Below are 22,847 nucleotides of genomic sequence, written 5' to 3'. Positions count from 1 at the left end.
CTCATCTTATAAAGTCGTCGACGACCTGAGTCGGTCTCTCCCTCCCCGGGTCACTCCTCGTCCGGCGGGTACTCGACGTCCCGTTCGGCGAGCAGTTCGCGGAACTCGTCTTCCGTCAGGACGGGGACGTCGTTGGCCTCGGCGTCGTCGCGCTTCGACCGGCCGGGGTCGTCACCGACGACGAGGTAGTCCGTGTTGCCCGAGACGCTTCCCGTCGCGTTCGCCCCGTGTCGTTCGACGAGTTCCTGTGCCTCGCCGCGGGTGACCGAGAGCGACCCGGTGAAGACGAAGGTGAGGCCGTCGAGCGCGTCGCGGCCGTCGTCCGCGACGTCGACCGTCTGCGGCGTCACGAACTGGAGGAGGTCGTCGACGACCGCCGCGTTCTCCTCGTTGTCGAAGAACTCCCGGATCTTCTCGGCGACCGTCGGGCCGACGTCCGGCACGTCCTGCAGTTCCGCCTCGCTCGCCGCCCTGACGGCTTCGAACGTCCCGAACGTCCGTGCGAGGTTGCGGGCGGTCGCGCCGCCGACGTCCGGAATGCCCAACGCGGCGAGGAAGTTCGCCAGTTCGGGGTCGCGGGCGGCCTCGATCTCGGCGATCAGGTTGTCCGCACTCGTCTCACCCCACCCCTCCAGCGCGGCCACCGCCTCGCGGTCGAGCCGATAGAGGTCCGGCAGCGTCTCGACCAGCCCGGCCTCGCGGAGCTGTTCGACGCGCTCGCCGCCGAGCCCTTCGATGTCCAACCCGCCGCGGCTGGCGTAGTGGTCGATGGCGCGCTCCAGTTGCGCCTCACAGGCCAACCCGCCGGTACAGAACGCGATCGGGCCGTCGCGCTCGACGTCGCTACCGCAGACGGGGCAGGTCTCGGGGAACCGGTAGTGACCCTCGCTCCCCTTCTCGACGACCTCCGCGACCTGCGGGATGACGTCGCCGGCGCGTTTCACGCGGACCGTGTCGCCGACGTTCACGTTCAGATTCTCGATCTCGTCGGGGTTGTGGAGCGTCGCCCGCGACACCGTCACGCCGCCGACGTCGACGGGGTCGAGCAGCGCGACGGGCGTCAGTCGGCCGGTCCGGCCGACCTGCACCACGACGTCCTGGACCGTCGTCACCTCCGCGCGGGCAGGGAACTTGTAGGCGAACGCCCAGCGGATCGACCGCGACGTCGCACCCAACAGTTCGCACTGTGCGCGGTCGTTGACCTTGATGACGGTGCCGTCGATCTCGTAGCTCAGGTCTTCGCGGCGCTCCTGCATCCGGTCGCGGTAGTCGATGGCGTCCTCGACGTCGTCGACGAGGGCGACGTCGTCGACGGTCCGCAGCCCCCAGTCGTCGAGTCGCTCGTACTCGACCCAGTTGGTGTCGGGACGTTCGGTGGCGTCCATCACGTCGTAGAAGTAACACTCCAGCGGCCGGTCGGCGACGACCGAGGGGTCGAGCTGCCGGAGACTCCCCGCCGCCGCGTTCCGCGGGTTGGCGAAGGGGTCGTCGCCGCGCTCGATGCGCGCGCGGTTGTACGCCTGAAACGCGTCCCGCGGCATGTAGATCTCCCCGCGAACCGCGAGAAAGTCGGGGTGGTCGCCGCGGAGTCGCTGTGGGATCGAGCGGATCGTCCGTACCTGTGCGGTGACGTCGTCACCCTCCGTCCCGTTGCCACGGGTGGCGGCGCGAGTGTACTGGCCGTCCTCGTAGACGACCTCCACGGAGAGCCCGTCGAACTTCGGCTCGCAGACGTACACGACATCGCCGACGTCGCCGACCTCCCGCCGCACGCGTTCGTCGAACGCGCGGACGTCGTCGGCCTCGCCGCTCTGGTCGATCGAGAGCATCGGCGCGACGTGTTCGACCGTCTCGAGGTCGTCGATCGGTTCGCCGCCGACGCGACGGGTCGGACTGTCTGCGGTCTGGAGACCGAACACGTCCTCTAACTCTTGCAGACGGGCGAACAGCGCGTCGTAGGTCCGGTCGGCGATGAGTGGGTCGTTCTCCACGTAGTAGCGGTGGTCGTGTTCGCGGATGGCCTCGCGGAGCAGTTCGGCTTCGTCCCGCGCCGTCTCCTTGGTCAACTCCTCGACGGGGTCGAACGCCGTCGGCGGGTCGTGTAGGTAGGGGTTGTCGCTCGTCGCCTGCTCGGTCATTACGAGGCGTTCGTCCCGGGTCCCCTAAAGAAATCCCGTCCCGCCCGCGGTGACCAGTCGGGTCGTAGAAGAATCCGTACATTAATACCCACGTAGTAATCCCCTTTCCTTGCGAAGTACTATCGAGAGAACGATGGATGGCACCACCCGACACCGGCTTCTCGCAGTCGGTCTCTGCTGTTATCTGCTCGTGGTCGTCGCACTCCTCGGCCCGCTCGCCGGAGCCGGGACGACGACGGCAGCGGCGTCGACGACGCCGGCGGCCGACGAGCAGATGGATCCGGCAGCGGCCGACGAGAAGGGTCGTGCGGAGCCGAACGTCAAGTTCGTTCGGGTGTACGTCAACGGGAGCACGAAGCTCTGGCCGTACACGAGTCGCGGCCAGGACTTCGAGACGTTGACCCTCCCCATCAACGTGGTGTTCCGGGAGGACGCCGAGACCGTCCGTCGGCTGCTGGCCGCGAGCACGGCCGACTCCGACTCGCAGTGGCGGACGACGACGCCGGACAACGAGACGGTCGTCCTGAACGGGACGCGGACCAGGTGGGCCGACTCGGATGGTGCGCTTCGGTACACGTACGTCCACACCGAGTCCGGCGGACGGTGGCTCGACGAGACGTATCAGCTCCACGACGGGGCGTACTTCGGGACGCGGTACCATCTCCGACTCTACGACGGTGGCTCAAGAGACAGACCGTGGACCGCCGTACAGGCCCACCACGAACACTGGGACTGGTTCAGACTCAGACACACGGTCGGCAGTCTCGCGAGAGCCCAACAACACGTCGAGCAGGACTTCTACGGGACGCAGTATCTGGGCGACGTCGAGCGGGAGCGGTACGCGAACGGCGGGATCATGGACTCCGACGGCTGGGTGACGATCATCGACCTCGTCGACTGGACGTTCGGCGGCCCCCAGTTCGCGCTCGCGCCGGCGGCGCTCGCGCTCCTCGCGACGGTCTCCGACCGCTGGGACACCGTCCGCGAGACGGTCGAAGAGTCGGTGGTGACCGACCGACTCAGCGGGCACCACGTCGGGTTGTTCGTCACGATGGCCGGACTCCCGCTGGCGGTCCGACTCGCGAGCATCACGCTCGAACAGGAGACGCCGCTCGGCAGTTCCCCCAAGGTCATCGCGGCGCTGTTCTTCCCCGTCGTCGCGTTCGGAATCCCCATCGTCGCGGGCATACTCGGACAGCGTCTCCGAGCGGACGACGGGTTCGTCGTCGCCGCTCTCGGGTTGGGGCTCGGCTTCCTCCTCGACTACTCGTTCCTCCAGCTGACGGCACTCCCCATCGAAGTCGTCCTTCACCGGTTGACGCTCCTGTTCGCGGTCGGACTGATCGCGGCCGGCGGCGTCCGCTGGAGCGACGACGTGGTGGCGCGACACGGCTACACCCTCGTCGGTGCCTCGCTGTGGGTGAGTACCCTCCTCTGGTCGCTGCTCGGGTTCTGACCGTCCCGCTGGTCGCTCTTGGGGGTTCCGACGCTCCACCGTCGGTTCGGGGGACGGAGATGCTTGCCGTAACTGCGGGTTATAAGACTGTGGAGGAATATGCGCCACATACATGACTCGTGGTTTCCACACCCGGAGCCTCCACGCCGGACAGGAACCGGACGCGACGACAGGGGCTCGCGCCCCACCCATCTATCAGACGACGTCCTACGTGTTCGACGACGCCGACCACGCCGCAGCCCTCTACGCGCTCGACCGCGAGGGCGACGTCTACTCGCGTATCTCGAACCCCACCGTCAGAACCCTCGAACGGCGACTCGCCTCGCTGGAGGGCGGCGTCGACGCCGTCGCCACCGCCGCGGGGATGGGCGCGTTCGACGCCGTGACGAGCGTTCTCGCGTCCGTCGGCGACAACGTCGTCGCCTCCGCCGACATGTACGGCGGCACCTCCACCTACCTCACGAAGATGGCCTCTCGACGCGGCATCGAGACGCGCGTCGTGGAGACGCTGGAGTACGATCAGTACGAGGAGGCCATCGACGACGACACCGCCTTCGTCCACGTCGAGACGGTCGCCAACCCCTCGCTCGTGACGCCGGACTTCGAGCGTGTGGCGGAGATCGCCCACGACCACGCCGTCCCGCTCGTCGTCGACAACACCTTCGGCACGCCCGCGCTCTGTCGACCGATCGAACACGGCGCGGACGTCGTCTGGGAGTCGACGACGAAGTGGATCCACGGGTCGGGGACGACGGTGGGCGGCATCCTCGTCGACGGCGGCACCTTCCCGTGGGACCACCCCGACGCCGACTACCCCGAACTCGCCGGCGAGAACCCCGCGTTCGGAATCGACTTCACCGAACGGTTCGGCGAGCGCGCCCTGGCGGTTGCCGCCCGCCAGCGGGCGGTTCGCTCGCTCGGCAACCAGCAGTCGCCGTTCGACGCGTGGGTGACGCTGCAAGGGTTAGAGACGCTCCCGCTGCGGATGGAGAAACACTGCGAAAATGCTAGAGAAGTGGCCGAGTTCCTCCGGAACCACGACGAGGTCGGCTGGGTGCTCTACCCCGGGTTCGACGATCACCAGACCCACGAGAACGCCTCGAAGTACTTGGACGGTGGCTACGGCGGGATGATCACCTTCGGCCTCGCAGACGGGTTCGAGGCCTCCAAACGGCTCTGTGAGGAGGTCGACCTGGCCTCCTTCCTCGCGAACATCGGCGACGCGAAGACGCTCATCATCCACCCGGCGTCGACGACGCACGCCCAGTTGTCGGAGGAGGAACAGCGTGCCGGCGGCGTTCGCCCCGACATGCTCCGCCTCTCGGTCGGCATCGAGGACGCCGCGGACATCGTCGCCGACCTCGAACAGGGCATCGAGCGGGCGACTCGCTGACCATGCCGGTCGAGACCGACGCCGCCATCGCCGACCTCGGCGAGTTCCGCTTCGAGTGCGGCGAGTCCATCGAGAACCTCGAAGTCGCCTACGAGGCGTACGGCGAGTTCACCGGCGACAACGCGATACTCGTCTGTCACGCGCTCACCGGGAGCCAGAACGTCGCGAGTCACCGAACGCAGTGGGACCGACGGTCGGACGGCAGTTCCGGGCCGCCCAACAGCGCCGGACAGGCCCGGGCGTGGTGGTCCGACATCGTCGGGTCCGGGAAGGCCATCGACACCACGGAGTACTACGTCGTCTGTGCGAACGTCCCCGGTTCCTGTTACGGGACGTCGGGACCGGCCAGCGAGGCACCGGACGGAGAGCCGTACGGAACGCGGTTCCCGCCCGTCTCCATCGGCGACTGGACGCGCGCACAGCGTCGCCTGCTCGATCACCTCGGCGTGGGGCGACTGCACGCCGTCGTCGGCGGCAGCGTCGGCGGGATGAACGCCCTCGACTGGGCGGTGCGCTACCCCGACGACGTCCAGTGCGTCGTCGCCGTCGCCGCGGCGGCCCGCCTCGACCCCCAGTGTCTCGCGCTCGACGGCATCGCCCGCCGCGCCATCACGACCGACCCGAACTGGCACGGCGGCGACTACTACGACACGGACGAGAAACCGACGGACGGGCTGGCGCTCGCGCGACAGATCGGTCACGTGATGTATCTCTCGAAGGCGTCGATGGACCAGAAGTTCGGCCGCCGGGCCGCCGGGCGCGACATGGTCCGCGACACCTTCCCGAGCGACCCCGCGGCGGACTTCTTTCCCTACCGGGACGTCGAGTCGTACCTCGACTATCAGGCCGAGAAGTTCGTCGACCGCTTCGACGCCAACTCGTATCTCTACCTGACGCGGGCGATGGACGACTACGACCTCTCGGAGGGGTACGAGTCCGACGCCGCCGCGCTCGCCGCCTTCGAGGGCGAGGCGCTGCTCATGTCGTTCACCGGCGACTGGCACTTCACGACCGAACAGTCCGAGACCGTCGCCGAGGCGTTCCGCGCCGACGACGTCCCGGTGGCCCACCACGTCGTCGAGAGCGACCACGGTCACGACGCCTTCCTCGTCGAACCCGAGAACGTCGGCCCGCCGCTGCGTGACTTCCTCCACGACGGCGTCCGCGGCCGAGCGGTCACGGACACCGTCGCCACCGACGGCGGAGACGACCCGGAGTTCGCACCCGTCCACACGAGTCTCTTCTCGGGATAGCTGCCTGCCGCAACCGGTTTCCTTTACTCGCCCTCTCACACAGACACGAACATGAGCCAGTTCCCCGAGTTCGAGGTCGTCCCCGCCGTCGACATGCAGGACGGCGAGGTGGTCCAACTCGTCCAAGGAGAGCGCGGCACCGAGAAGAAGTATGGAAGCCCCGTCGAGGCCGCCGAACGGTGGGTCGACGAGGGCGCACGGACGCTCCACCTCGTCGACCTCGACGGCGCCTTCGAGGGCGAACGGAAGAACGCCCCCGCCGTCGACGCCATCCTCGACGCCGTCGACGTCGACGTCCAGTTGGGCGGCGGCATCCGCACGGCCGACGACGCCGTCGACCTGCTCGACCGCGGCGTCGACCGCGTGATCCTGGGAACCGCGGCGATCGAGCGGCCGGAGATCGTCGAGGAGATCTCGGAGAGCCATCCCGAGAGCGTGATGGTGAGTCTCGACGCGAAGGAGGGCGAGGTGCTCGTCTCCGGGTGGACCGAGGGGACGGGGCTCGACCCCGCCGAGGCGGCGACCCGCTACGAGGAGCTCGGCGCGGGGGCGATCCTGTTCACCGACGTCGACGTGGAAGGACAGTTAGAGGGCGTCCAGACCGACACGGTCCGGCGCGTCGTCGACGCCGTCGACATCCCGGTCGTCGCCTCGGGCGGGGTCGCGACGCTCGACGACGTCGCCGCACTCCGCGAGGCGGGCGCGGCGGCCGTCGTCGTCGGGACGGCGCTCTACGAGGGTCGGTTCACCCTCCGCGAAGCGCTGGCAGTCTGAGCGATCGAGGAGCGTCCAGGTCGGGAGCTTACGCCGTTCGCCACACCGCTCTCCAGAGCGTCTGTGAGAGCCCCTTGACGCCCGCGACGAGCGACAGCAAGACGAGCGGCAGTCCGAACACGACGCCCTCGACCGTGAGCGAGCTCACGAGGAGGACGCCGACGCAGAACGTCACTGCTGTCAACACGAGCCGTTTCATCGACCGTCGTTTAGAACTCCTGATATATCAATCTAGAGCAGACGTCCGTCAGACGATCGGCTGGAGACGACCGCTGGCGCGGACGCGCCGTCCGGAGCGTCGACCAGTCGTATCGATCTTCTTTACTCTATTTTTTCTTTTACCATACTGTCTGTTGATACTTCGGCGGCGTCACCGTCGACGACAACCCCTATATCGCGGGCGACCAACCGTCGGATATGACCGACCGAACCGCCTCGGTGTCCCGCGAGACCGCCGAGACGACCATCGACGTGACGCTCGCCGTCGACGGGGCAGGCGAGAGCGACGTCGACACCGGCGTCGGCTTCTTCGACCACATGCTCGAAGCGTTCGCCAAACACGGTCTGTTCGACCTGACGGTCGCCTGCGACGGCGACCTCCACATCGACGACCACCACACCGTCGAGGACGTCGCCATCGTCCTCGGGGAAGCGTTCGCCGAGGCGCTCGGCGAGAAGCGGGGGATCGTCCGCTACGCCGACCGGCGGGTGCCGCTCGACGAGGCCGTCGCCTCCGTCGTCGTCGACGTCTCTGGTCGCCCCTTCTTCGACTTCGAGGGCGAGTTCTCCCAAGAGTCGATCGGCCAGTTCACCAGCCACATGGCCGAACACTTCGCGATGTCGCTGGCGATGAACGCCGGGCTGACGCTCCACGTCGCCGTCGAGGGCGACAACGCCCACCACGAGGTGGAGGCGACGTTCAAGGCGCTCGCCCGGAGTCTCGACGACGCCACCCGCATCGACGAGCGTCGCGCCGACGACACGCCGAGTACGAAGGGCGAACTGTAGGCCGTCCACCTCCGCTGGGCTCTCGCGTCCGCCGAGACGGAGCTCCGCCTGTAGTTTTATAGCTCCCAACCGAACGACGGGGCGTGACCGACGCAACCGACTCCCGTCACGACCGAGTCACCCGCCATCCGACGCCCGGCCCGCGCAACTCGCTACAGTCGTGGACGACGGCCCGGTCGCCGCTCGTCGTCGCCCGCAACTACCTGCTCGTGTGGCTCGTCCGCATCTCGCCGAGTCTCCGACTCAAGACCCTCCTACTGCGAGCGATAGGGGTCACCGTCGGGACCGGCGTCTCGTGGGGGCTCGAGGCCACGCCGGACGTCTTCTGGCCGAACCTCATCACGCTCGAAGACCACGCTATCGTCGGCTACGACGCCACCCTGCTCTGTCACGAGTTCCTGCAGGACGAGTACCGAACCGGCGAGGTCGTCGTCGGGGAACGCGCGATGATCGGTGCAGGTGCCGTCGTCCTCCCCGGCGTCACGATCGGCGCGGGCGCGCAGGTCGCCGCCAACTCGCTCGTGACGCGGGACGTCCCGCCGGGTGCGACGGTCGCCGGCGTCCCGGCCGAGGAGATGGGCGACGACGTCGACATCGATCTCGTCGACGAGTGACGTTCCGGACTACCGGACGCGGACGACGCCCTCGTCGAACACCTTCTGGTTCGGAATGATGTACTCCTCGCCGTCGGTCTCGATCCGCGTGACGAACACGTCCACCTCCTGGACGATCCCGTTGCGCTCGCCGATACGGATCTCGTCGCCGATGCCGTAGGTCTGCGTGAGAAGCAGGTAGGTGCCTGCGGCCCCCGACTGGAGCATCGGGCGGAACGCGACGAGGCTGAACAGGACGACCGCCAGCGCGTAGACGGCGAGCAGGACGATGAGTGCGAGCGTGGCGACCCCGACCTGGCTGAACGCGATGAGCGCCGCGACGTAGAAGACGCTGTACTTCGCGAGTCGCGGGAGGAAGTTCACCTCGGGAACCTTGACGCCGCGCAGTCGCTCCTGGACGAGCAGTTCGACCTTGTCGCCGACGACGATGCCGACGATGAGGATGAGGACGGCGAGGAACAGTCCGGGGAGGAAGCCGACGACGCCGCTCCAGAACAGCGTCGTGTACTCGATCTGTGCCACCGTGAGTGCGACGAACAGCGTGAGTAGGAAGACGAAGTAGCCGCTCAACTTCGCGACGATGGAGACTGTCGACGTACCGAGTTCGTGGGCCATCCGCTCGAAGGCGGTCCCCTCGATAGCGCGCGGGACGCCCGCCCGTTCGAGGAGCCGGCGGTTGACGACGGTGACGATGTAGCTCAGGAGGACGCCGATGAAGAGGACGGCGAGCGCGAGCCACCATCTCGGAGGTACGTCTGTGAGAAACTGGTCGGCCTGCATCTCAGTACTCCTCCGGGTCGATCTCGAGGACGAGTTTTCCGCCCTTGAACGCCCGGACGAGACCGTCCGACTCCGAGAGCACGATGGCCGTCGCGTTGGTGTCGCGGGTGATGGCCCCGCCCGCCATGTGACGGGCACCGAGCCCCTTCGGGATGTCGACGCCCTCCGCCGACGGTTCGAGGTAGCGGTAGGCGGAGACGATCTTCCCCGAGTCGCTCACGACGAACGCGCCGTCGAGCCGCGAGAACTCCTTGAGCATCACGTTGACGATGGGGTCGCCGACGTGGACGTGGGACTTCTCGAAGGGGTTGTACGACAGCGGCCGGGACTTGTTCATCACCTTCCCCGCGTCGCCGACGACGAACAGCGCGCCGACCGGTTTCCCCTTCTGTCCCTTCTTCCCGAGTTCGATGGCGACCTCGAAGACGTCCCGGATGACGCCGGGGTCCGCCCGCGAGTTGACGAAGAGGTCGTAGACGCCCGAGCGCATCGACTCGCCGACGCGGACCCGGACGACGGTGTCGGTGTCGCCGCCGAACGTCGAGACGATACAGGCGACGACGTCGCCCTCCTCGAACAGTCCGCGGTCCATCGACCCCTCGATCGAGAACTTCACGCGGTCGCGGACGTTGTCGAACTCCAAGGGGAGTTCGACGAACGTCTCCGCACCGACGGTGTTCTCCGGTGCGACGACGACGAGGTCCTCCTCGAGGTCCGTGAACCGTTCGTAGTACGACCCGCTCGGGGAGAAGAGCAACACGCCGTCGACGTCCGCCACGAGGTCTGCGAGAAGTTCGCTCAACGTCGCCATTGCCACGTACCTTTCAGGGCACGGGAAAAAAGGTTTGCGAGCGACCGTCGACGGCGCTGACGACCGCTTTCGTCCGACTGACTCACGGACGGACAGCAGTTCTACCGTCGGTTCCCCCACGATACATTCGTCCACGAATTCGAAAAATGAGCGATTCAAAATCGCGAACTCATTACTCGCGGCGTCGACCGGAGGCGAGCGTCGGTGAGGTCAGGGTGGCGGCTGCCGTCGCAGATGGAAGGTGAACGCCGTCCCGCGGGGGTCGTTCGGTTCGACGGCGATCCGGCCGCTGTACTCGGCCATCAGTTCGGAGACGAAAAAGAGGTCGATCCCCTGGCCGTGGCGGACCTGGTCGGGTTCTTCGAGTCCGAGCACCAGATCGAGTTCACCCTCGACGATCCCCGGGCCGTTGTCGGCGACGACCACCTCGACGGTCCGCTCGTCGGCGGCCATCGACACCTCGACCCGTGGCGTCTCTGCGTCGTTGTGCTCGACGGCGTTCTCGAGGACCGCTTCGAACGCCTTCGCGAGCGCCGAGTTGGCCGCGGCGTAGACGTCGAGGACGTCGCCGACGACGAACGTCGCGTGCGGATACCGGTCCCGTGCCACGTCGATCTGCTCGCGGAGCAGGCGACCGACGCGGACCGGAACGACGTCCGTCTCCGCGTCCGTCGAGAGCAGTTCCTCGAGGTCGCGGGCGGTGTCGGCCCGGCCGAGCAGGCGTCTCAGTCGCGACTCGACGACGGCGATGCTCTCATCGCCCTCGGCGTCGACCTGCTCCCGGAGGAGATCGAGATGACCCAGGACGACGTTGGCGTCGTTGCGCAGGTTGTGCCGCAGGACGCGGTTGAGGATGCGCGTCGTCTGCTCGGCGCGGCGTCGTCTCGTGATGTCGACGAAGACGCCGACGTACCCGATGACGTCGTCGCCCTCGTACAGCGGAGTCGCCGTCCCGTATCCGTACCGGAACCGGTCGTCTTTGGCCTTCAACTCGAAGCTCCCGATCCACGGCTCCTCTTCGTAGAGTGTGGGGGCGACCTCGCCGAAGAACAGCTCGGGGTCGGAGATCAGGAAGTCCGGCGTCTGCCCGATAACCTCCTCGCGGTCGTAGCCGGTGAACTCCAAGAGTGCCCCGTTGACGTCGCGGATAACGTAGTCCCGTCCCGCGATGACGGCGGGGTTCGGCGTCTCCCGAAACGCCCGTTTGTACGCGACCAGCTCGATCTCGTCGCCCATTCGTGTCTGTCTCTGTGACAGGAGCCGTGTTAAACATTGTGAGCGGTCGAAAGCGCGTTCGTCGAAGCGACGTGCTTCGAAATTTCAGTGGTAGATTTTATGAACGAAGAGACGAAACGAAAGACATGGCGCTTAATCCGAAGGTGTACTCGTCGAAAGAATCCGCGCAGATCGGCAGCGACGTTCCGCTGTCGCTTCCAGACGTCGACGAGGTCGTCCTTCCGGAGTCGCTCACCGACCTCGTCGACGAGTACGAGCGGGTCGTCGGGACGCGAGACGCCTACCTGTGGCGCTGGTTCTACGCCGTCGCCCAGCGGTTCCAACTCTCCTGTGTGGACCCGAAACACCGCGAGCAGGCGCTGGAGCGGAAGTCGATGCTCACGATGTTCGTGACGCTGCTCGACGATCTCGCGGAACACGACGGCGACCGCCGGACGTTCGAAGCGGCACGAAAGATCCCGTTTCCGGACGAGCGGGTGAACACCGACCGCGACGACGTCGACACGGCGTTTCTCGCGTTCGCCAAGCGGGTTTGGGAGGCGTTCGAGTCGCGACTGGAGACGGCCCCGCGCTACGAGGAGTTCCTCCACCTGTTTCGCTTCGACTTCCGGCAGGTGTTGAACGCTATCGACTACAGCCTCCTCACGAACGACTACCTCGACGCCTCGACGCTCGGCGGCTGCGAACAGTACGACGCCCACAACATGGTCGTCTTCTCGTACGCCGACGTCGACCTCATGCACTCGCCGTCGTTCGACCGGGCGGACCTCGGAGAACTCCGGGAAGTGACGTGGGACGCACAGATGATGGGCCGCATCGGCAACTGGGTGACGACGTGGGAACGGGAACTCGAGGAGGGCGACTTCTCCTCGGGCGTCATCGTCTACGCGCTCCGACGCGACATCGTCACCGTCGAGGAACTCCGGAGCGACGACCCCGAGACGAGAGCCGAACTCGCCGAGCGAATCCGCGACCACCGGGTCGAGGAGTACTTCCTGACCGAGTGGGAGACGCGGTACAGCAGTCTCAAGAGCGGCCGACTGGAGGCAGCGTCCGTCGATCTCGAGTCGTTCGTCGAGGGCATGAAGATGGTGTTGACGTACCACCTGGCGAGTCGTGGCAGGAAGTGAGCGTTCGGAGCTGTGGGGCACCGGATTGTGAACCAGCGAAAGACTCGCTACCGCTCGTCTTTCTGGGTCCAAATCCGCTCGTTGCGCATACACGTCTCTCACTGGCGTTCGAGACGGTATGCGTGGGACCGGATTTGAACCGGCGGACTCCTACGAGACAGCGTCCTAAGCTCGGCGTCGCTTCACTCCGCCGAAAACCGGGTTCTCGTCCGGCTACGGCGACTCACAGACTACCTGTTTAAGTGCAACACAGTCCTACTATTTAAAGATTCACGGGACAGCGTTAACGAATGTTACCGCTCAGTGGCCCACTTGCGAGTTCAACGACGGAACATCTCAACAGCGAGAACGCCTACACTCCCAAGAGATAGACAAACTCTTTTTGTTTGGATTGGAGAATGTCCGGATACACAATATGGCTCGAAAATCTGAGTTTTGGGTTTTCAATATTCGACAAGATAACTGGGAGCATTGTGTGAGTGGGCCACCAGAAGGTAAATTTTCGCCGGATAACTCGGGAAGCCCTTGGTTCGGGCGAAGTGCTACGAGCCGTTTAGATATCGAAAAGGGTGATATCGTATTTGCCAGAAGGACTACCCGCGCACGAGAAGGCCAAGAAGGAGACAAGCAACACGGGTTGATGGGAATCTGGGAATTCGTAGACCAACAGCGAGTGTCTTCCAGTGATGATTTGCCGTGGACAGGTGGCCCGTACAATTGGGTGCTGTTCATGCGTGAGCGAGAACGCTTCAAATCACCGTACGAGGAGCAATACGACAAACTTCCATTCGGATACAGGTCACTACAATCAGACTCAATCGGTCTCCCGCCAGAATACGCTCGCGGATATCTCTCTGTTCTGAACGAGGAAGGTATGCTTTCCGATAAGACAGTCGAATATGCTCGCAGTCGGTTTGGCAGTCTCTTTGGAGAGCTAACAGACACTACCTCGGAGAATACATTGGACAGTTCTGACTCGGAACCAAAGCGGATTACCACAACTGTCGACCGTCGACTCAGAAACAGCCACTTAGTAACTGAGTTGAAAGACATATATGATGATGTTTGTCAAGTATGCGGAAAAAAGCGACTACAGGACTCGAAGTCGGGATATTCGGAAGCTCATCATCTAAAGCCACTTGGTCGACCTCACGACGGCCCTGACCTACAGAAAAATATGATGATTCTCTGTCCAAACCATCATGCAGACTTCGATAATGGGGTCGTTAGAATAGACCCCCGTACTGGAAGAATACACCACTTGTTTGAAGAAGAGGTTGATGGGAACCACCTCAAGACAAATAAACACCACAAGGTGTCTACAGAGTATATTCGGTACCACAACACCAATGTCGCTTGTTTTGACTCAGATTAGACGATAGACGGAGTTGACGCAAGAGGGTTGTGACACCAAGGCTTTCGCGCAGGTCTCGTAACGAAGTTGGTGGCTCAGAAAATTTCAGATTTTGGTCTGCTTCTTCGGATTGTTGCTGGACTACCAGAGAGTTGTTTCGAACGCCGATTTTGTAACTCGGATTAGGAATTGTCTGTGTTATAGACTGCTAAAAAGCATACCTCACAACATTTCTTTAACTGTCTATGCAGTTGCAGTGTGCCATTCCGCAACTCTAATAAACCTACTCTATGTAGTATAACACGGATTTGGAGGGTGACTCTGACCTGTTCATAGGTCAGGCCACCTGTTACAACATACCGATTAGCTCTGCAAGTGTCTTAACAACCTCAAGACACAGTAGCAGTATCGTGAGGTTATCTCGTATGTCGGGTGGTCCGCTGTCTTCATTATTTTCATCTTCGTTTGACATGGATGTTTCTCGTGGCATAGCCCAACCAGAATCATCCTTTGGATTTGGAGGGTGACTCTGACTGAACTAAGTTAGAAGTGGGGGGTGCGGCACAAAAATCCCACCGTTTGGAACGGTCCGCGTCGAGCGAACGCCAAAATCTGCATAATGTATTTAGGTACTGAAGCAGGCCATGTTCCGGATACTCATCGGTCAGTGCAGGGTTGCTAAACAGCGCGAAGAGAACCACCCATCCGACTCTTGCTTACAGTATAGACACGTCTTCTCAACAACTCTGAAAGGCTGGGGAGGACACCCTGCCCCACAAGCCCAAACCAGTTTCGGATACGCAGTTCAGCAACAAGAATCTATCCCAGAAGTGAAGCCAGCTCGAAGGGGAATACGGCCGCGCCCCGTGTTCTACGGATGTACCAACCCTGTGAGTAGGTCTGTTCGCTCTTGCTTCGCGCTGTTTAGAATTTCACCAGTGAGAACCTCTATTAGCGTATTGTAACCCGATTCATAAGGGGAAAATATATAGGAGAGACAACAGACCTCATGAATAGCTTGTTTGAAGAAGTGTAGTTCTCAACTCCTCAACATCATGGATAACGTCAGATAATGCTTCTAAATCTTTTTGTATGTTCTCGTAGTGGTGAAGTAATTCAAAAATAGAAGTTCCTAATCCTGAAGGGGTATCAAACTCGTCAACCTCAACTTCAATTCCATCCGAGTTTTCAATCGATTCATTATAGACCCCCATGACAAGAGAGTCAATAGCAGATTCAATCTCTTGGTATAACCCGGGGCTGAACTCTTCAAGAATCCCTTTATCTTTTTCGCGTAGGTCCTCAAGTATATTGTATATTTCGCCCAAGTGTAAATATAGGAGTGAGAAATTATAGAATTGGTTGCTATCATAGAAAGGTGCTTCATCGAGTAATTCTACTTTTACACCTATCCAGTTATTCTCATCACTGTCATTTTTGTACATATTTAAGACCTGCTTTCCACTTCTCACCTTTTCTTCTCCATTAGTTAGTGTTGCATTTATTTCTGGATTAGTGTTAGTTATAAACTTATAGGCGAGAACATCCTTAGAAAGGAGTTCTAATTGTACTGCCATATCTTCATTGCTCCACGGTTGAGTTAGTACACTACGAGTTCTTTCCATCAAACTACGTAGGTCGTCCAGTTTTTCGGCAATTTCGCTAAGTTGCTTACTTCTTTTGTTATCAGTTTTCCTTTTATATACTTGGTATAAACCAACAAGAAGACCACCCCCTCCAAACACTAAACTCACAGAACTCACAAGGTCCATATTAGTAGGTACTCTATCAAATCAAGTGGCACGAAATGAAATTGGCGGTTCAGTGAGCAAGTGAGGAACATTTCCGAATGATAGGATTGAGATGACCAATCGTCAGAACATCACCAAGCGGGACGTATGGGACTCTTGGATAGACAAGTACGTGGATGTAGAATCCCCTGTCTCACTTTTCGAGACAGACCAAAGCAGACTCGTGCAGACCAAGCGGTACGGTCGAGACAACAGACCAATCCTCAAACGAGGTAGGCAAATGGAAGACCTACTTCGGCGCGAAGGCTGGAAGGTAGTCGAAGACTGGCAAGCGTCCGGAGATACCTACGAGGGCATTATCTATCTCATGTACACACTTGACGGTGAGACCGTTATTCCCCGCTACGTAGGCAAGGCCGGAATGTACGGCCGCGACGGGGAACGACTGAGTGCCAATCTCAAGAGTATCCGAACCAACAACAGCAAGCTCGCTCGATGGGGAGACGGATACGACTACCACATTGGCGACCTCAGTTCAGTAGTCCTTGACCATCAAAACGATAACAACGTGAACCGGGATTCTGCGCCGCCGGGCAAGTACAAACGATGGGCGGACGCACTCTTCGAACCGGGAACTCGTCAGCTACGCCAGCCTGTGTACTTCTGGGCGCGCGCGTGGCGAGAAGATGATACCGGACCATTCTATGACTTTGAGACCAGTCTGGAAGCCTTAGAATACAACCTCATCAATCTCGGGTCAGACCTGTACCCAGACAAAGTGCTGACTCGATGGAAATTCTGCTACCCATAGAGCGCGTGAACAAAGTATGGGGCGCAAGAGACCGAGCTGAGTTCCGTGCCCGAGAGCACGTCGTGCTGACTGGTCCGAGTGCGCAGGAAGCCGAGACTTGGGCGAGACAGCCCGGATGCCGCTCGGCGGCATCCGGGAAAGCCCGCATAGGTGAATTTCTGTTCACGCACCGGCGTCCCATCCCGGAGGAACAAACCATGTACCTCGGAATCGACTTACACAAGCGGTACGCGCAAGTGGCAGTAATCGATCAGGCTGGTGAGCTTGTCGAAGAGGTTCGCGTCAAAAACGCGAACCTCGACGACCTCGCCCAGCGCTACGCTGGAGCCACAGCAGCGATCGAGGCAACCAGCAATTACTACCACGTCCATGATACTCTTTCAGAGTACTTGGACGTGGTTGTCGCCAACCCTGGCAAACTGAAGCTCATCGCTCACTCAGACAAGAAAACCGACCGCGTTGATGCGAAACAGCTCGCGCGGATGGTTCGGCTCAACTCCATCCCCGAGAGTTACGTCCCTACCGATGAGGTTCGGAAAGCCCGCGCACGAGTGCGCGGGCGACAGAAGTTGGTCGAAAACCGAACCAGCTACGCGAACAAAGTTCACGGGTTGCTTTCTGAGCACGGCATCACTGAAGACGTGAAACCGCTGAGTGTAGAGGGGCGAGAGTTCCTGCGGGAACTCTCGCTCCCGGCACCGTGGAACTCGTTGTTAGACTCCTACGCGACGATAATCGAGACGCTCACCGCTGAAATCGAGTCGCTCGAAATGGAGATCGAGGAACGCGCTGGGTCTCTGAAGGAGACCCAGCTGCTGATGACGATTCCTGGTGTCAGCTACTACTCAGCGTTGACGATCTACGCTGAACTCGGCGAGATCGAGCGGTTCGACGAGGACAAACAAGTCGTGAGTTACGTGGGATTGAACCCGGTGATCCGCGAGTCTGGCGACTCGCGGTTCGAGGGTGGCATCTCGAAACGAGGATCAGGACGGGTACGATGGATCCTCGTCCAGTGTACGTACGTCGCAGTTCACACCTGTAACGACGAGTACTTGCGTCGGTTCTACGACCGCTTGGCAAGTCGCAAGAGTTCCAAGAAAGCAATCGTGGCAACCGCGCGGAAGCTACTGGTATCGATTTACCACATGCTTGACCGGGAGGAAGTCTACGACCCACCGGGGGTGAGCGCCTGAGAAAGGGAACCTGAGGGACGCCGGTCCGGCGTCCCTCAGTGGCCGGGTGGAGCCAGCGTGAGCGACAGCTATAGCGGAACTCGTTCCGACCGCCTACCGGTTGTGGAGGTCTCAATCACCACGCAGCCTAGTGGTTTCGCGCCGTTGAAGAGCGAGAGACGTGAGATCGTGCGAACAACTTTATCGCCAGCGGTGGTTAGTTGAGCCAGCAGAATTTCCATAGGTGAACTCAGAAGGAGCATAGCTCAGAGTTCGTAGCCAGCGTGAACCAGAGAACCGGCGTACTTGACTCTAACCGGAAGAGAAATTGCGTGTATGAAGTGGCCAACAGCGCGTTCTTTCCGCACGGAAATTACTTAAACAAGTTGTCAGTTGGGATTTCAGATTGGATTATATCAATTATGGCAACAGTCTTAAAGCTACCAGCCATCCGAAGGAAATAGTAACAATCATGACTTTCATGAGTGGTGTCATAGCTACCATTGAAGGAGAGTTAGGGGACCTCTCTGACTTTCATGACACTTGGGAACAAGACGGGCACCAGCTGAGCGCACATATCAATTTCAGCAGAAGGAGCTACGACCTTGAAGGAGAGATGATTGCTCATCACGGGAGAGCGGCCGAACAGAAGCTCGAAGAGGAAGAAGCTCCAGCGGTAGATGATGAAGGAGTCATCCGAGTTGAAGAGAAAACAAAGCCTGTGTGGAGAATGACAGAATTTTGGGTGGTGAGGAAGGATAATCCCGGTGATTTCGTTGTCGTCAAGAATTCTGACGGTCGGTTCGTGTTCGAGCTACTGGCGAAAGCGACAGGGTCCGAAACCGAACAAGTAAAATTCAATCTGGAAGAAATTCTGAAAGACTTTCCCGGACAATGGGTTGGCGGGTTTGAGGAACGACCGGGTCGAGTTCAATCGGGACTCCTCTATGGAGATGATATTGAGGATGATATTGAAATGGGTGGCCCGTACAAAAAGACGGAGAAAAAGAATGTGATAGGGCCAAAAATCGACTATCGGGGTCAAAAGCTAAAAGTGAAAATTGGAGCTGATGGATGGGCACAAATCGTTTCGCCGGGAACCTACCCCCGGGACGCCTACTTGGGCTTTGTCAAAGATATTCTTCTTAATTATCGGGCGAATTGAGCGGCTTGAAGTATGTTCGAACGCCGCGTGTGACGTTGTCCGGGTTTCTAAAGTTGAATACCATCTTTGAGTCTCTAAAGTGCGCTCTTAGGTCAAGAGAGTCATCATCAATGTCCTCTTGCTTTACTGGCACTCTTGTCTCAAGCTCGCCAATGACGAATGAGTCATCCGTCTTTCTCTTGCTAAAGCAATACTCGCCAACGGTAGCCGAGATACTATTGGATAGTTGGCGGAAGTCCTCTAAATCACCATAGGTCCGATATCCAAACGAGAGAGTAGGGTCCGTTTGTATCACTACCTTATAGTTCTCTTCTGGACTACTTTGCCCGGTACTTGGGATATGGCTTGAACTCTTAGGGTCGGCTTCCAGCAAAATTTCGATATCCACGGAGAGGTCATCAACCCGGAGTTGTAGCTGATTGTCTCCTAATCCTTTCAGATGGATATCCTCTCTGCCCTGCTGTATCTTTTTGAAAAGCGGCTGGTCCAGTTTCTGCGTTGGTTTGCTATCGTACTTATCAATCCGCTTGAGTTCGATATGTGCTTTCGTGTCGAACAGGTAGTGAATCGTGCGTCGAATTCCGGATTGAATGCGTAGGCGGTAAGCGTAGATGAGGGCTGTCGCTAAAAGGCTGGATATTACTCCAAGCGCTATCGTAACTCCAATATTGAGCGGAACGAGGGTCATTGGATTACTCTTAGATTCTCAATTGGTCTTCACTACACAGAGTTAATAGCTTTTGCAGTGTTATAAAGTTGCCAATTCCGGATAGATAAACGGGTGCTGGAGTAGCGATTATATTATAAACAAATTTCTCACGTCTCCAATAATAACAGATTCAGAGAGACCGACCGGGTCATTTAGCAACAAAGTTCTTTACAGCTCAAAGAGGAAGCTCAGTAATCGCTACTATGACCGGTTCGCTCTGAACACGAAACTGACGGCATAATCACCCTGAACGACAATACTAATCAGCGCGAAGCAAACATCACTGAAATATCGTTAAGAGTGCAACCAACCTGAATTGTGGTTTCTAAATAGTTACCACACCTTTAGTTGAAATACGCAAAATATGCACTGACAACAATTGTGCTATAGATTTGCACGGTTCGCATACAGTATAGAAGCTCCTGTGAGCCTCGTAGAGACATTCTTTTTTGTGAGATGAGGATTCCCCTTCAGAGACTTTTCAAACCTCGTGGTGAGGCTGTGAGAGGCCTTAGAATTGATTTGGCAATGTAGTCAGTGACCAGAAATTCGGAGTTGAACGAATATTTTCTCTTAGTGTAGGTGTTCTACCCTGTGGTATCCAACACCTTAGAGCCTTAGGGAGAAGGTTGGTAGCTATTAGACCCTAATCGGTCGTTCTGGTTAAGGTATAGTGTTGATAGTCACTACTAAGCCTCTATCGGTGGTTCTAACAGCTCTATTAACGGTTTTCAGTAGTACTATAATAGCTAAGCCTTCGAGCTGTTAACTATCCTACCCCTACCAAATCCATCTATCAACCCTCCTTACTACCCCCCTATAGTCCCCCCTTCGTTCCTCCCTTCTTTCTTCCTTTTCCTTCCCCCGTCAGCAAACAAATATCGAGGAGAATTCAGCAATATCTTAGAAGTCGATATTAAACTTATCTTCGGGTTATGATGTAAATTGTCAAAAATGGCAATTGTGATGAGTGCTGGGTTGTGACACAAAATAACACAGGGGAGTCACAAACTGCTGTTACCTGCTCAGAAAATTTTCAGATTTGGTCAGCCATTTAGGAATTAGACTCCCCTACAGAATACTCTGAGAGGCGCTACTCGCGGGCCGTGGTTGTATCGGAGTAGACAAGACGAGGGCTTTCCGGCTCGAACGCGCCGTTCCACCAGTTCCCAGCTATCTCTGAACAACGTAGTAAACAAGACCACCAATCCCTCCAACGAACACAGGCAAAACAAGGCCCATGAACAGGAACGTGTTGAGGTAGTCTGGTCCGATACGAGCGGTCATACCGAGAGCCGAAGAGTGCTTAGACGCAATGTATGCTCCAAGGATACTGATAGGAAGATAGCCTGCTGTAACGTGTGCGCCGTTGAGAGCCGCGTAGGAGGCAGTCTGTGTCCGACCCCTATGAGCGGCCATGAGAATGCCTCCAACGAAGATTGCAATGACCGGAATGATGTAGAGAAATTCCAGATATGGGTCCGTAGCGTTAGCTATGAGACTCATATCGTTTGCAAACTTGCCTGAATTCCCGTATCCAGACAGTGATTCCGAGAGTCCGACAAAGTGAGCGTTATAATGATACCATGCCACAACCTGCCACTCTTCAACCTCGAAGGAGAAGTGAGGTAGTTGTCCAAGAGTAACAAAGTACCAAGTCAAGGCAAACCCACCGGCAAATACGCTTCCACCCGTGAGGAGACCAGCAAACAATGGGCTTCGGTACTTCATGTTCGTTTTTATTGATGACTGCATGAGAGATAGACTCCTCTAATCAGTAATAATTCTTATCAACAAGTTTGAAAGTGTTGTATGAATGAATTACCCATACAGTAGTTCCCAGACAGCGCGAAGCGCCGCGCCGCTGTGTACTGTAGATACTATCAATATAATCTAACCCACATTTTAATCAGACAGACAATCACAAATAGATACATTTAACATCTGTTGAGTTGTTACATTTAGTAGGGACTTACAATGAGGAGCCATTGGCTCGTCTCTATTTTGCGGTAGCTGAGTAGATGTGTGAGTTCCGAATAAATCCAACCTATGAGCGTAGCAGATAGCAGTCAGTCTTACAGCAGTATTGCACAACCCAATACCCAGAACGCGACCTATATTGACTACAAAAGTATCGGAGAAAATGAATATTGGGCAACTAATAACGGATATTTCTACTCAAAGAAACGAATTTGGTATAAACATCAAGACCAGATTAACGGAGGACTCAAGAATGGACCAAACTGGTGGAATGGACCACATCAGACACGACTTGACAATAGAGACCTTATTTGGACCATCTCCAGTCATCTGGGGCTATTATCTCGACAACAAGTAGAAGCCGAGAAGTATTTCTTATCAAATAATCTTCAGAAATGGGGAGAATCAAAAATCTTGGTAGCAGTTTCAATCTGTCTCTACTTGGTACATAGCGATAAAGACGATAAGAGGGAATGCCACCCTCAAACCTCGGACGACAAAAGAGACGTAATTTACGACAAAGCTATTGACCATTTCGGACTAAATGAGAAGAGAATCGTATCTATCTATGGAAAAGTGAATTACTACTACCCCGAACCTAAACCCTGAGCTAACCAGAGACCAAGCTCAGAGAGGGGGGTATAAGTAGTGTTCAATATTCTATTAGGTGAGCTGTTGACAACTACGGATTGTGAAGAACGAGTACTATGGGACGTAGCAACGATTCTCGGGCCACTAAGAGAACAATCAGTACTGCTCGTATTGATGGATGGACCAAGGCCGTTAACAGGGCTAAAAGCCTTGGTTCTATGCGCTTCGAGCTGTAAAGCAAGGTCGTTAACGATTTTAACTCCTTGATAGTCCCAAAGAGAGACTGTTGGCCACCCGTATGACCGTTGTAATACGAGAGGTGGATTAACCTCCCCAATCGGGTCTAAATTGAAGTAGTGTCTGTAGACTGAAACGGCTCCATAGAACATAACGTGCAGTAATTCGACAACAACGTCTCCTCACAAAGAAGAAATACCGCAGACTGGTCTGCTATAGAAGCTTCATGTATGGCCGCCGAAGGAGCCGCTTCACCTCTTCTGGTGCGTCGCTCACAGCTCTACTGATTTGCTGAAGCTCAGCCCTGCTATAACACGCAAAGTCACCTTCGAGCTGTTGAGAGTCGTTCTGGGACCAAACTGTCGCCTCCAAAACGTCGTTCTCAATCTCGCGCCGCTCTCTTGGGGAACTGGCTTTCGCGTAGGCTTTCATCAGTTCGTTCAGTTTCGTAACGTCGATGTTGGTGGTGTTGTCGGTCATA

Annotated in this window: 21 protein-coding genes; 12 read left to right on the top strand and 9 right to left on the bottom strand. The window is 58.4% G+C overall.

Annotation, left to right across the window (positions count from 1 at the left end; translation table 11 throughout):
* Positions 1 to 50: 50 nt before the first annotated feature.
* Positions 51 to 2,138 (bottom strand): NAD-dependent DNA ligase LigA, encoded by a 2,088-nt coding sequence (gene ligA / locus EOHIBHHM_RS16015; RefSeq protein ID WP_497252315.1) that lies wholly within the window; start codon positions 2,136 to 2,138, stop codon positions 51 to 53.
* Positions 2,139 to 2,271: 133 nt separating this feature from the next.
* Between ligA and EOHIBHHM_RS16010 the strand changes: the two genes are divergently transcribed.
* The 4 genes from EOHIBHHM_RS16010 (at position 2,272) to hisA (ending at position 7,014) form a co-directional block, all read left to right on the top strand.
* Positions 2,272 to 3,594 carry a hypothetical protein gene (locus EOHIBHHM_RS16010; RefSeq protein WP_497252313.1) on the top strand — a complete coding sequence of 441 codons (1,323 nt, stop codon included), beginning with the start codon at positions 2,272 to 2,274 and terminating at the stop codon, positions 3,592 to 3,594.
* A 112-nt stretch (positions 3,595 to 3,706) separates the two neighbouring features.
* On the top strand, positions 3,707 to 4,987 hold the full coding sequence (locus EOHIBHHM_RS16005; protein WP_497252311.1) for an O-acetylhomoserine aminocarboxypropyltransferase/cysteine synthase family protein: 1,281 nt from the start codon (positions 3,707 to 3,709) through the stop codon (positions 4,985 to 4,987).
* A gap of 2 nt (positions 4,988 to 4,989) precedes the next feature.
* Complete coding sequence (gene metX / locus EOHIBHHM_RS16000; RefSeq protein WP_497252309.1) at positions 4,990 to 6,240, top strand: homoserine O-acetyltransferase MetX; 1,251 nt, start codon at positions 4,990 to 4,992, stop codon at positions 6,238 to 6,240.
* A gap of 51 nt (positions 6,241 to 6,291) precedes the next feature.
* Entirely contained in the window at positions 6,292 to 7,014 is a 723-nt protein-coding gene (gene hisA, locus EOHIBHHM_RS15995; protein WP_497252307.1) for a 1-(5-phosphoribosyl)-5-[(5-phosphoribosylamino)methylideneamino]imidazole-4-carboxamide isomerase, read from the top strand.
* 28 nt (positions 7,015 to 7,042) lie between these two features.
* Here the strand turns inward: hisA and EOHIBHHM_RS15990 are convergent, their stop codons facing one another.
* Positions 7,043 to 7,213 (bottom strand): hypothetical protein, encoded by a 171-nt coding sequence (locus tag EOHIBHHM_RS15990; protein WP_497252305.1) that lies wholly within the window; start codon positions 7,211 to 7,213, stop codon positions 7,043 to 7,045.
* Positions 7,214 to 7,431: 218 nt separating this feature from the next.
* On the opposite strand from EOHIBHHM_RS15990, the gene hisB reads away from it, so the two are divergent.
* On the top strand, positions 7,432 to 8,022 hold the full coding sequence (gene hisB / locus EOHIBHHM_RS15985) for an imidazoleglycerol-phosphate dehydratase HisB (RefSeq protein WP_497252303.1): 591 nt from the start codon (positions 7,432 to 7,434) through the stop codon (positions 8,020 to 8,022).
* 83 nt (positions 8,023 to 8,105) lie between these two features.
* Entirely contained in the window at positions 8,106 to 8,636 is a 531-nt protein-coding gene (locus EOHIBHHM_RS15980; RefSeq protein WP_497252301.1) for an acyltransferase, read from the top strand.
* 9 nt (positions 8,637 to 8,645) lie between these two features.
* Here EOHIBHHM_RS15980 and EOHIBHHM_RS15975 read toward each other — a convergent pair whose 3' ends face one another.
* From EOHIBHHM_RS15975 to EOHIBHHM_RS15965, 3 genes are all read right to left on the bottom strand, one after another.
* A complete protein-coding gene (locus EOHIBHHM_RS15975) occupies positions 8,646 to 9,416 on the bottom strand; it encodes a mechanosensitive ion channel domain-containing protein (protein WP_497252299.1) in 771 nt (256 codons plus the stop codon).
* 1 nt (position 9,417) lies between these two features.
* Entirely contained in the window at positions 9,418 to 10,227 is an 810-nt protein-coding gene (gene dacZ, locus EOHIBHHM_RS15970) for a diadenylate cyclase (protein ID WP_497252297.1), read from the bottom strand.
* Positions 10,228 to 10,437: 210 nt separating this feature from the next.
* Positions 10,438 to 11,463 carry a sensor histidine kinase gene (locus EOHIBHHM_RS15965; protein ID WP_497252295.1) on the bottom strand — a complete coding sequence of 342 codons (1,026 nt, stop codon included), beginning with the start codon at positions 11,461 to 11,463 and terminating at the stop codon, positions 10,438 to 10,440.
* 125 nt (positions 11,464 to 11,588) lie between these two features.
* Here EOHIBHHM_RS15965 and EOHIBHHM_RS15960 point away from each other — a divergent pair, with 125 nt between their 5' ends.
* Entirely contained in the window at positions 11,589 to 12,593 is a 1,005-nt protein-coding gene (locus EOHIBHHM_RS15960; protein WP_497252293.1) for a hypothetical protein, read from the top strand.
* Between the two features lie 415 nt (positions 12,594 to 13,008).
* Positions 13,009 to 13,968, top strand: coding sequence for an HNH endonuclease (locus EOHIBHHM_RS15955; RefSeq protein WP_497252291.1), 960 nt, complete (start codon positions 13,009 to 13,011; stop codon positions 13,966 to 13,968).
* Positions 13,969 to 14,954: 986 nt separating this feature from the next.
* Here EOHIBHHM_RS15955 and EOHIBHHM_RS15950 read toward each other — a convergent pair.
* Positions 14,955 to 15,524, bottom strand: a complete 570-nt coding sequence (locus EOHIBHHM_RS15950) for a hypothetical protein (RefSeq protein WP_497252289.1) — start codon at positions 15,522 to 15,524, stop codon at positions 14,955 to 14,957.
* A gap of 454 nt (positions 15,525 to 15,978) precedes the next feature.
* Between EOHIBHHM_RS15950 and EOHIBHHM_RS15945 the strand changes: the two genes are divergently transcribed.
* From EOHIBHHM_RS15945 to EOHIBHHM_RS15935, 3 genes are all read left to right on the top strand, one after another.
* Positions 15,979 to 16,509, top strand: coding sequence for a hypothetical protein (locus tag EOHIBHHM_RS15945; RefSeq protein ID WP_497252287.1), 531 nt, complete (start codon positions 15,979 to 15,981; stop codon positions 16,507 to 16,509).
* A 197-nt stretch (positions 16,510 to 16,706) separates the two neighbouring features.
* Positions 16,707 to 17,705 (top strand): IS110 family RNA-guided transposase, encoded by a 999-nt coding sequence (locus EOHIBHHM_RS15940; protein ID WP_497252285.1) that lies wholly within the window; start codon positions 16,707 to 16,709, stop codon positions 17,703 to 17,705.
* A gap of 385 nt (positions 17,706 to 18,090) precedes the next feature.
* The gene (locus EOHIBHHM_RS15935) at positions 18,091 to 18,849 is read left to right on the top strand and encodes a hypothetical protein (RefSeq protein WP_497252283.1); all 759 of its coding nucleotides are present in this window, start codon (positions 18,091 to 18,093) and stop codon (positions 18,847 to 18,849) included.
* Here EOHIBHHM_RS15935 and EOHIBHHM_RS15930 read toward each other — a convergent pair.
* Positions 18,830 to 19,537: a hypothetical protein gene (locus tag EOHIBHHM_RS15930; protein ID WP_497252281.1), complete on the bottom strand. Its 708-nt coding sequence runs from the start codon at positions 19,535 to 19,537 to the stop codon at positions 18,830 to 18,832. The two genes, EOHIBHHM_RS15935 and EOHIBHHM_RS15930, sit on opposite strands and share 20 nt — an antisense overlap.
* A gap of 1,194 nt (positions 19,538 to 20,731) precedes the next feature.
* A complete protein-coding gene (locus EOHIBHHM_RS15925) occupies positions 20,732 to 21,313 on the bottom strand; it encodes a DUF7978 family protein (RefSeq protein WP_497252279.1) in 582 nt (193 codons plus the stop codon).
* 294 nt (positions 21,314 to 21,607) lie between these two features.
* Here EOHIBHHM_RS15925 and EOHIBHHM_RS15920 point away from each other — a divergent pair, with 294 nt between their 5' ends.
* Positions 21,608 to 22,147: a hypothetical protein gene (locus tag EOHIBHHM_RS15920; protein ID WP_497252277.1), complete on the top strand. Its 540-nt coding sequence runs from the start codon at positions 21,608 to 21,610 to the stop codon at positions 22,145 to 22,147.
* A 432-nt stretch (positions 22,148 to 22,579) separates the two neighbouring features.
* Here the strand turns inward: EOHIBHHM_RS15920 and EOHIBHHM_RS15915 are convergent, their stop codons facing one another.
* A complete protein-coding gene (locus tag EOHIBHHM_RS15915) occupies positions 22,580 to 22,846 on the bottom strand; it encodes a hypothetical protein (RefSeq protein ID WP_497252275.1) in 267 nt (88 codons plus the stop codon).
* Between the last annotated feature and the right edge of the window lies 1 nt (position 22,847).

Source organism: Halogranum roseipondis, from assembly GCF_059695585.1.
The sequence above is the reverse complement of the archived record's forward strand: the minus strand, read 5'-3'. Positions and strand labels throughout refer to the sequence as shown.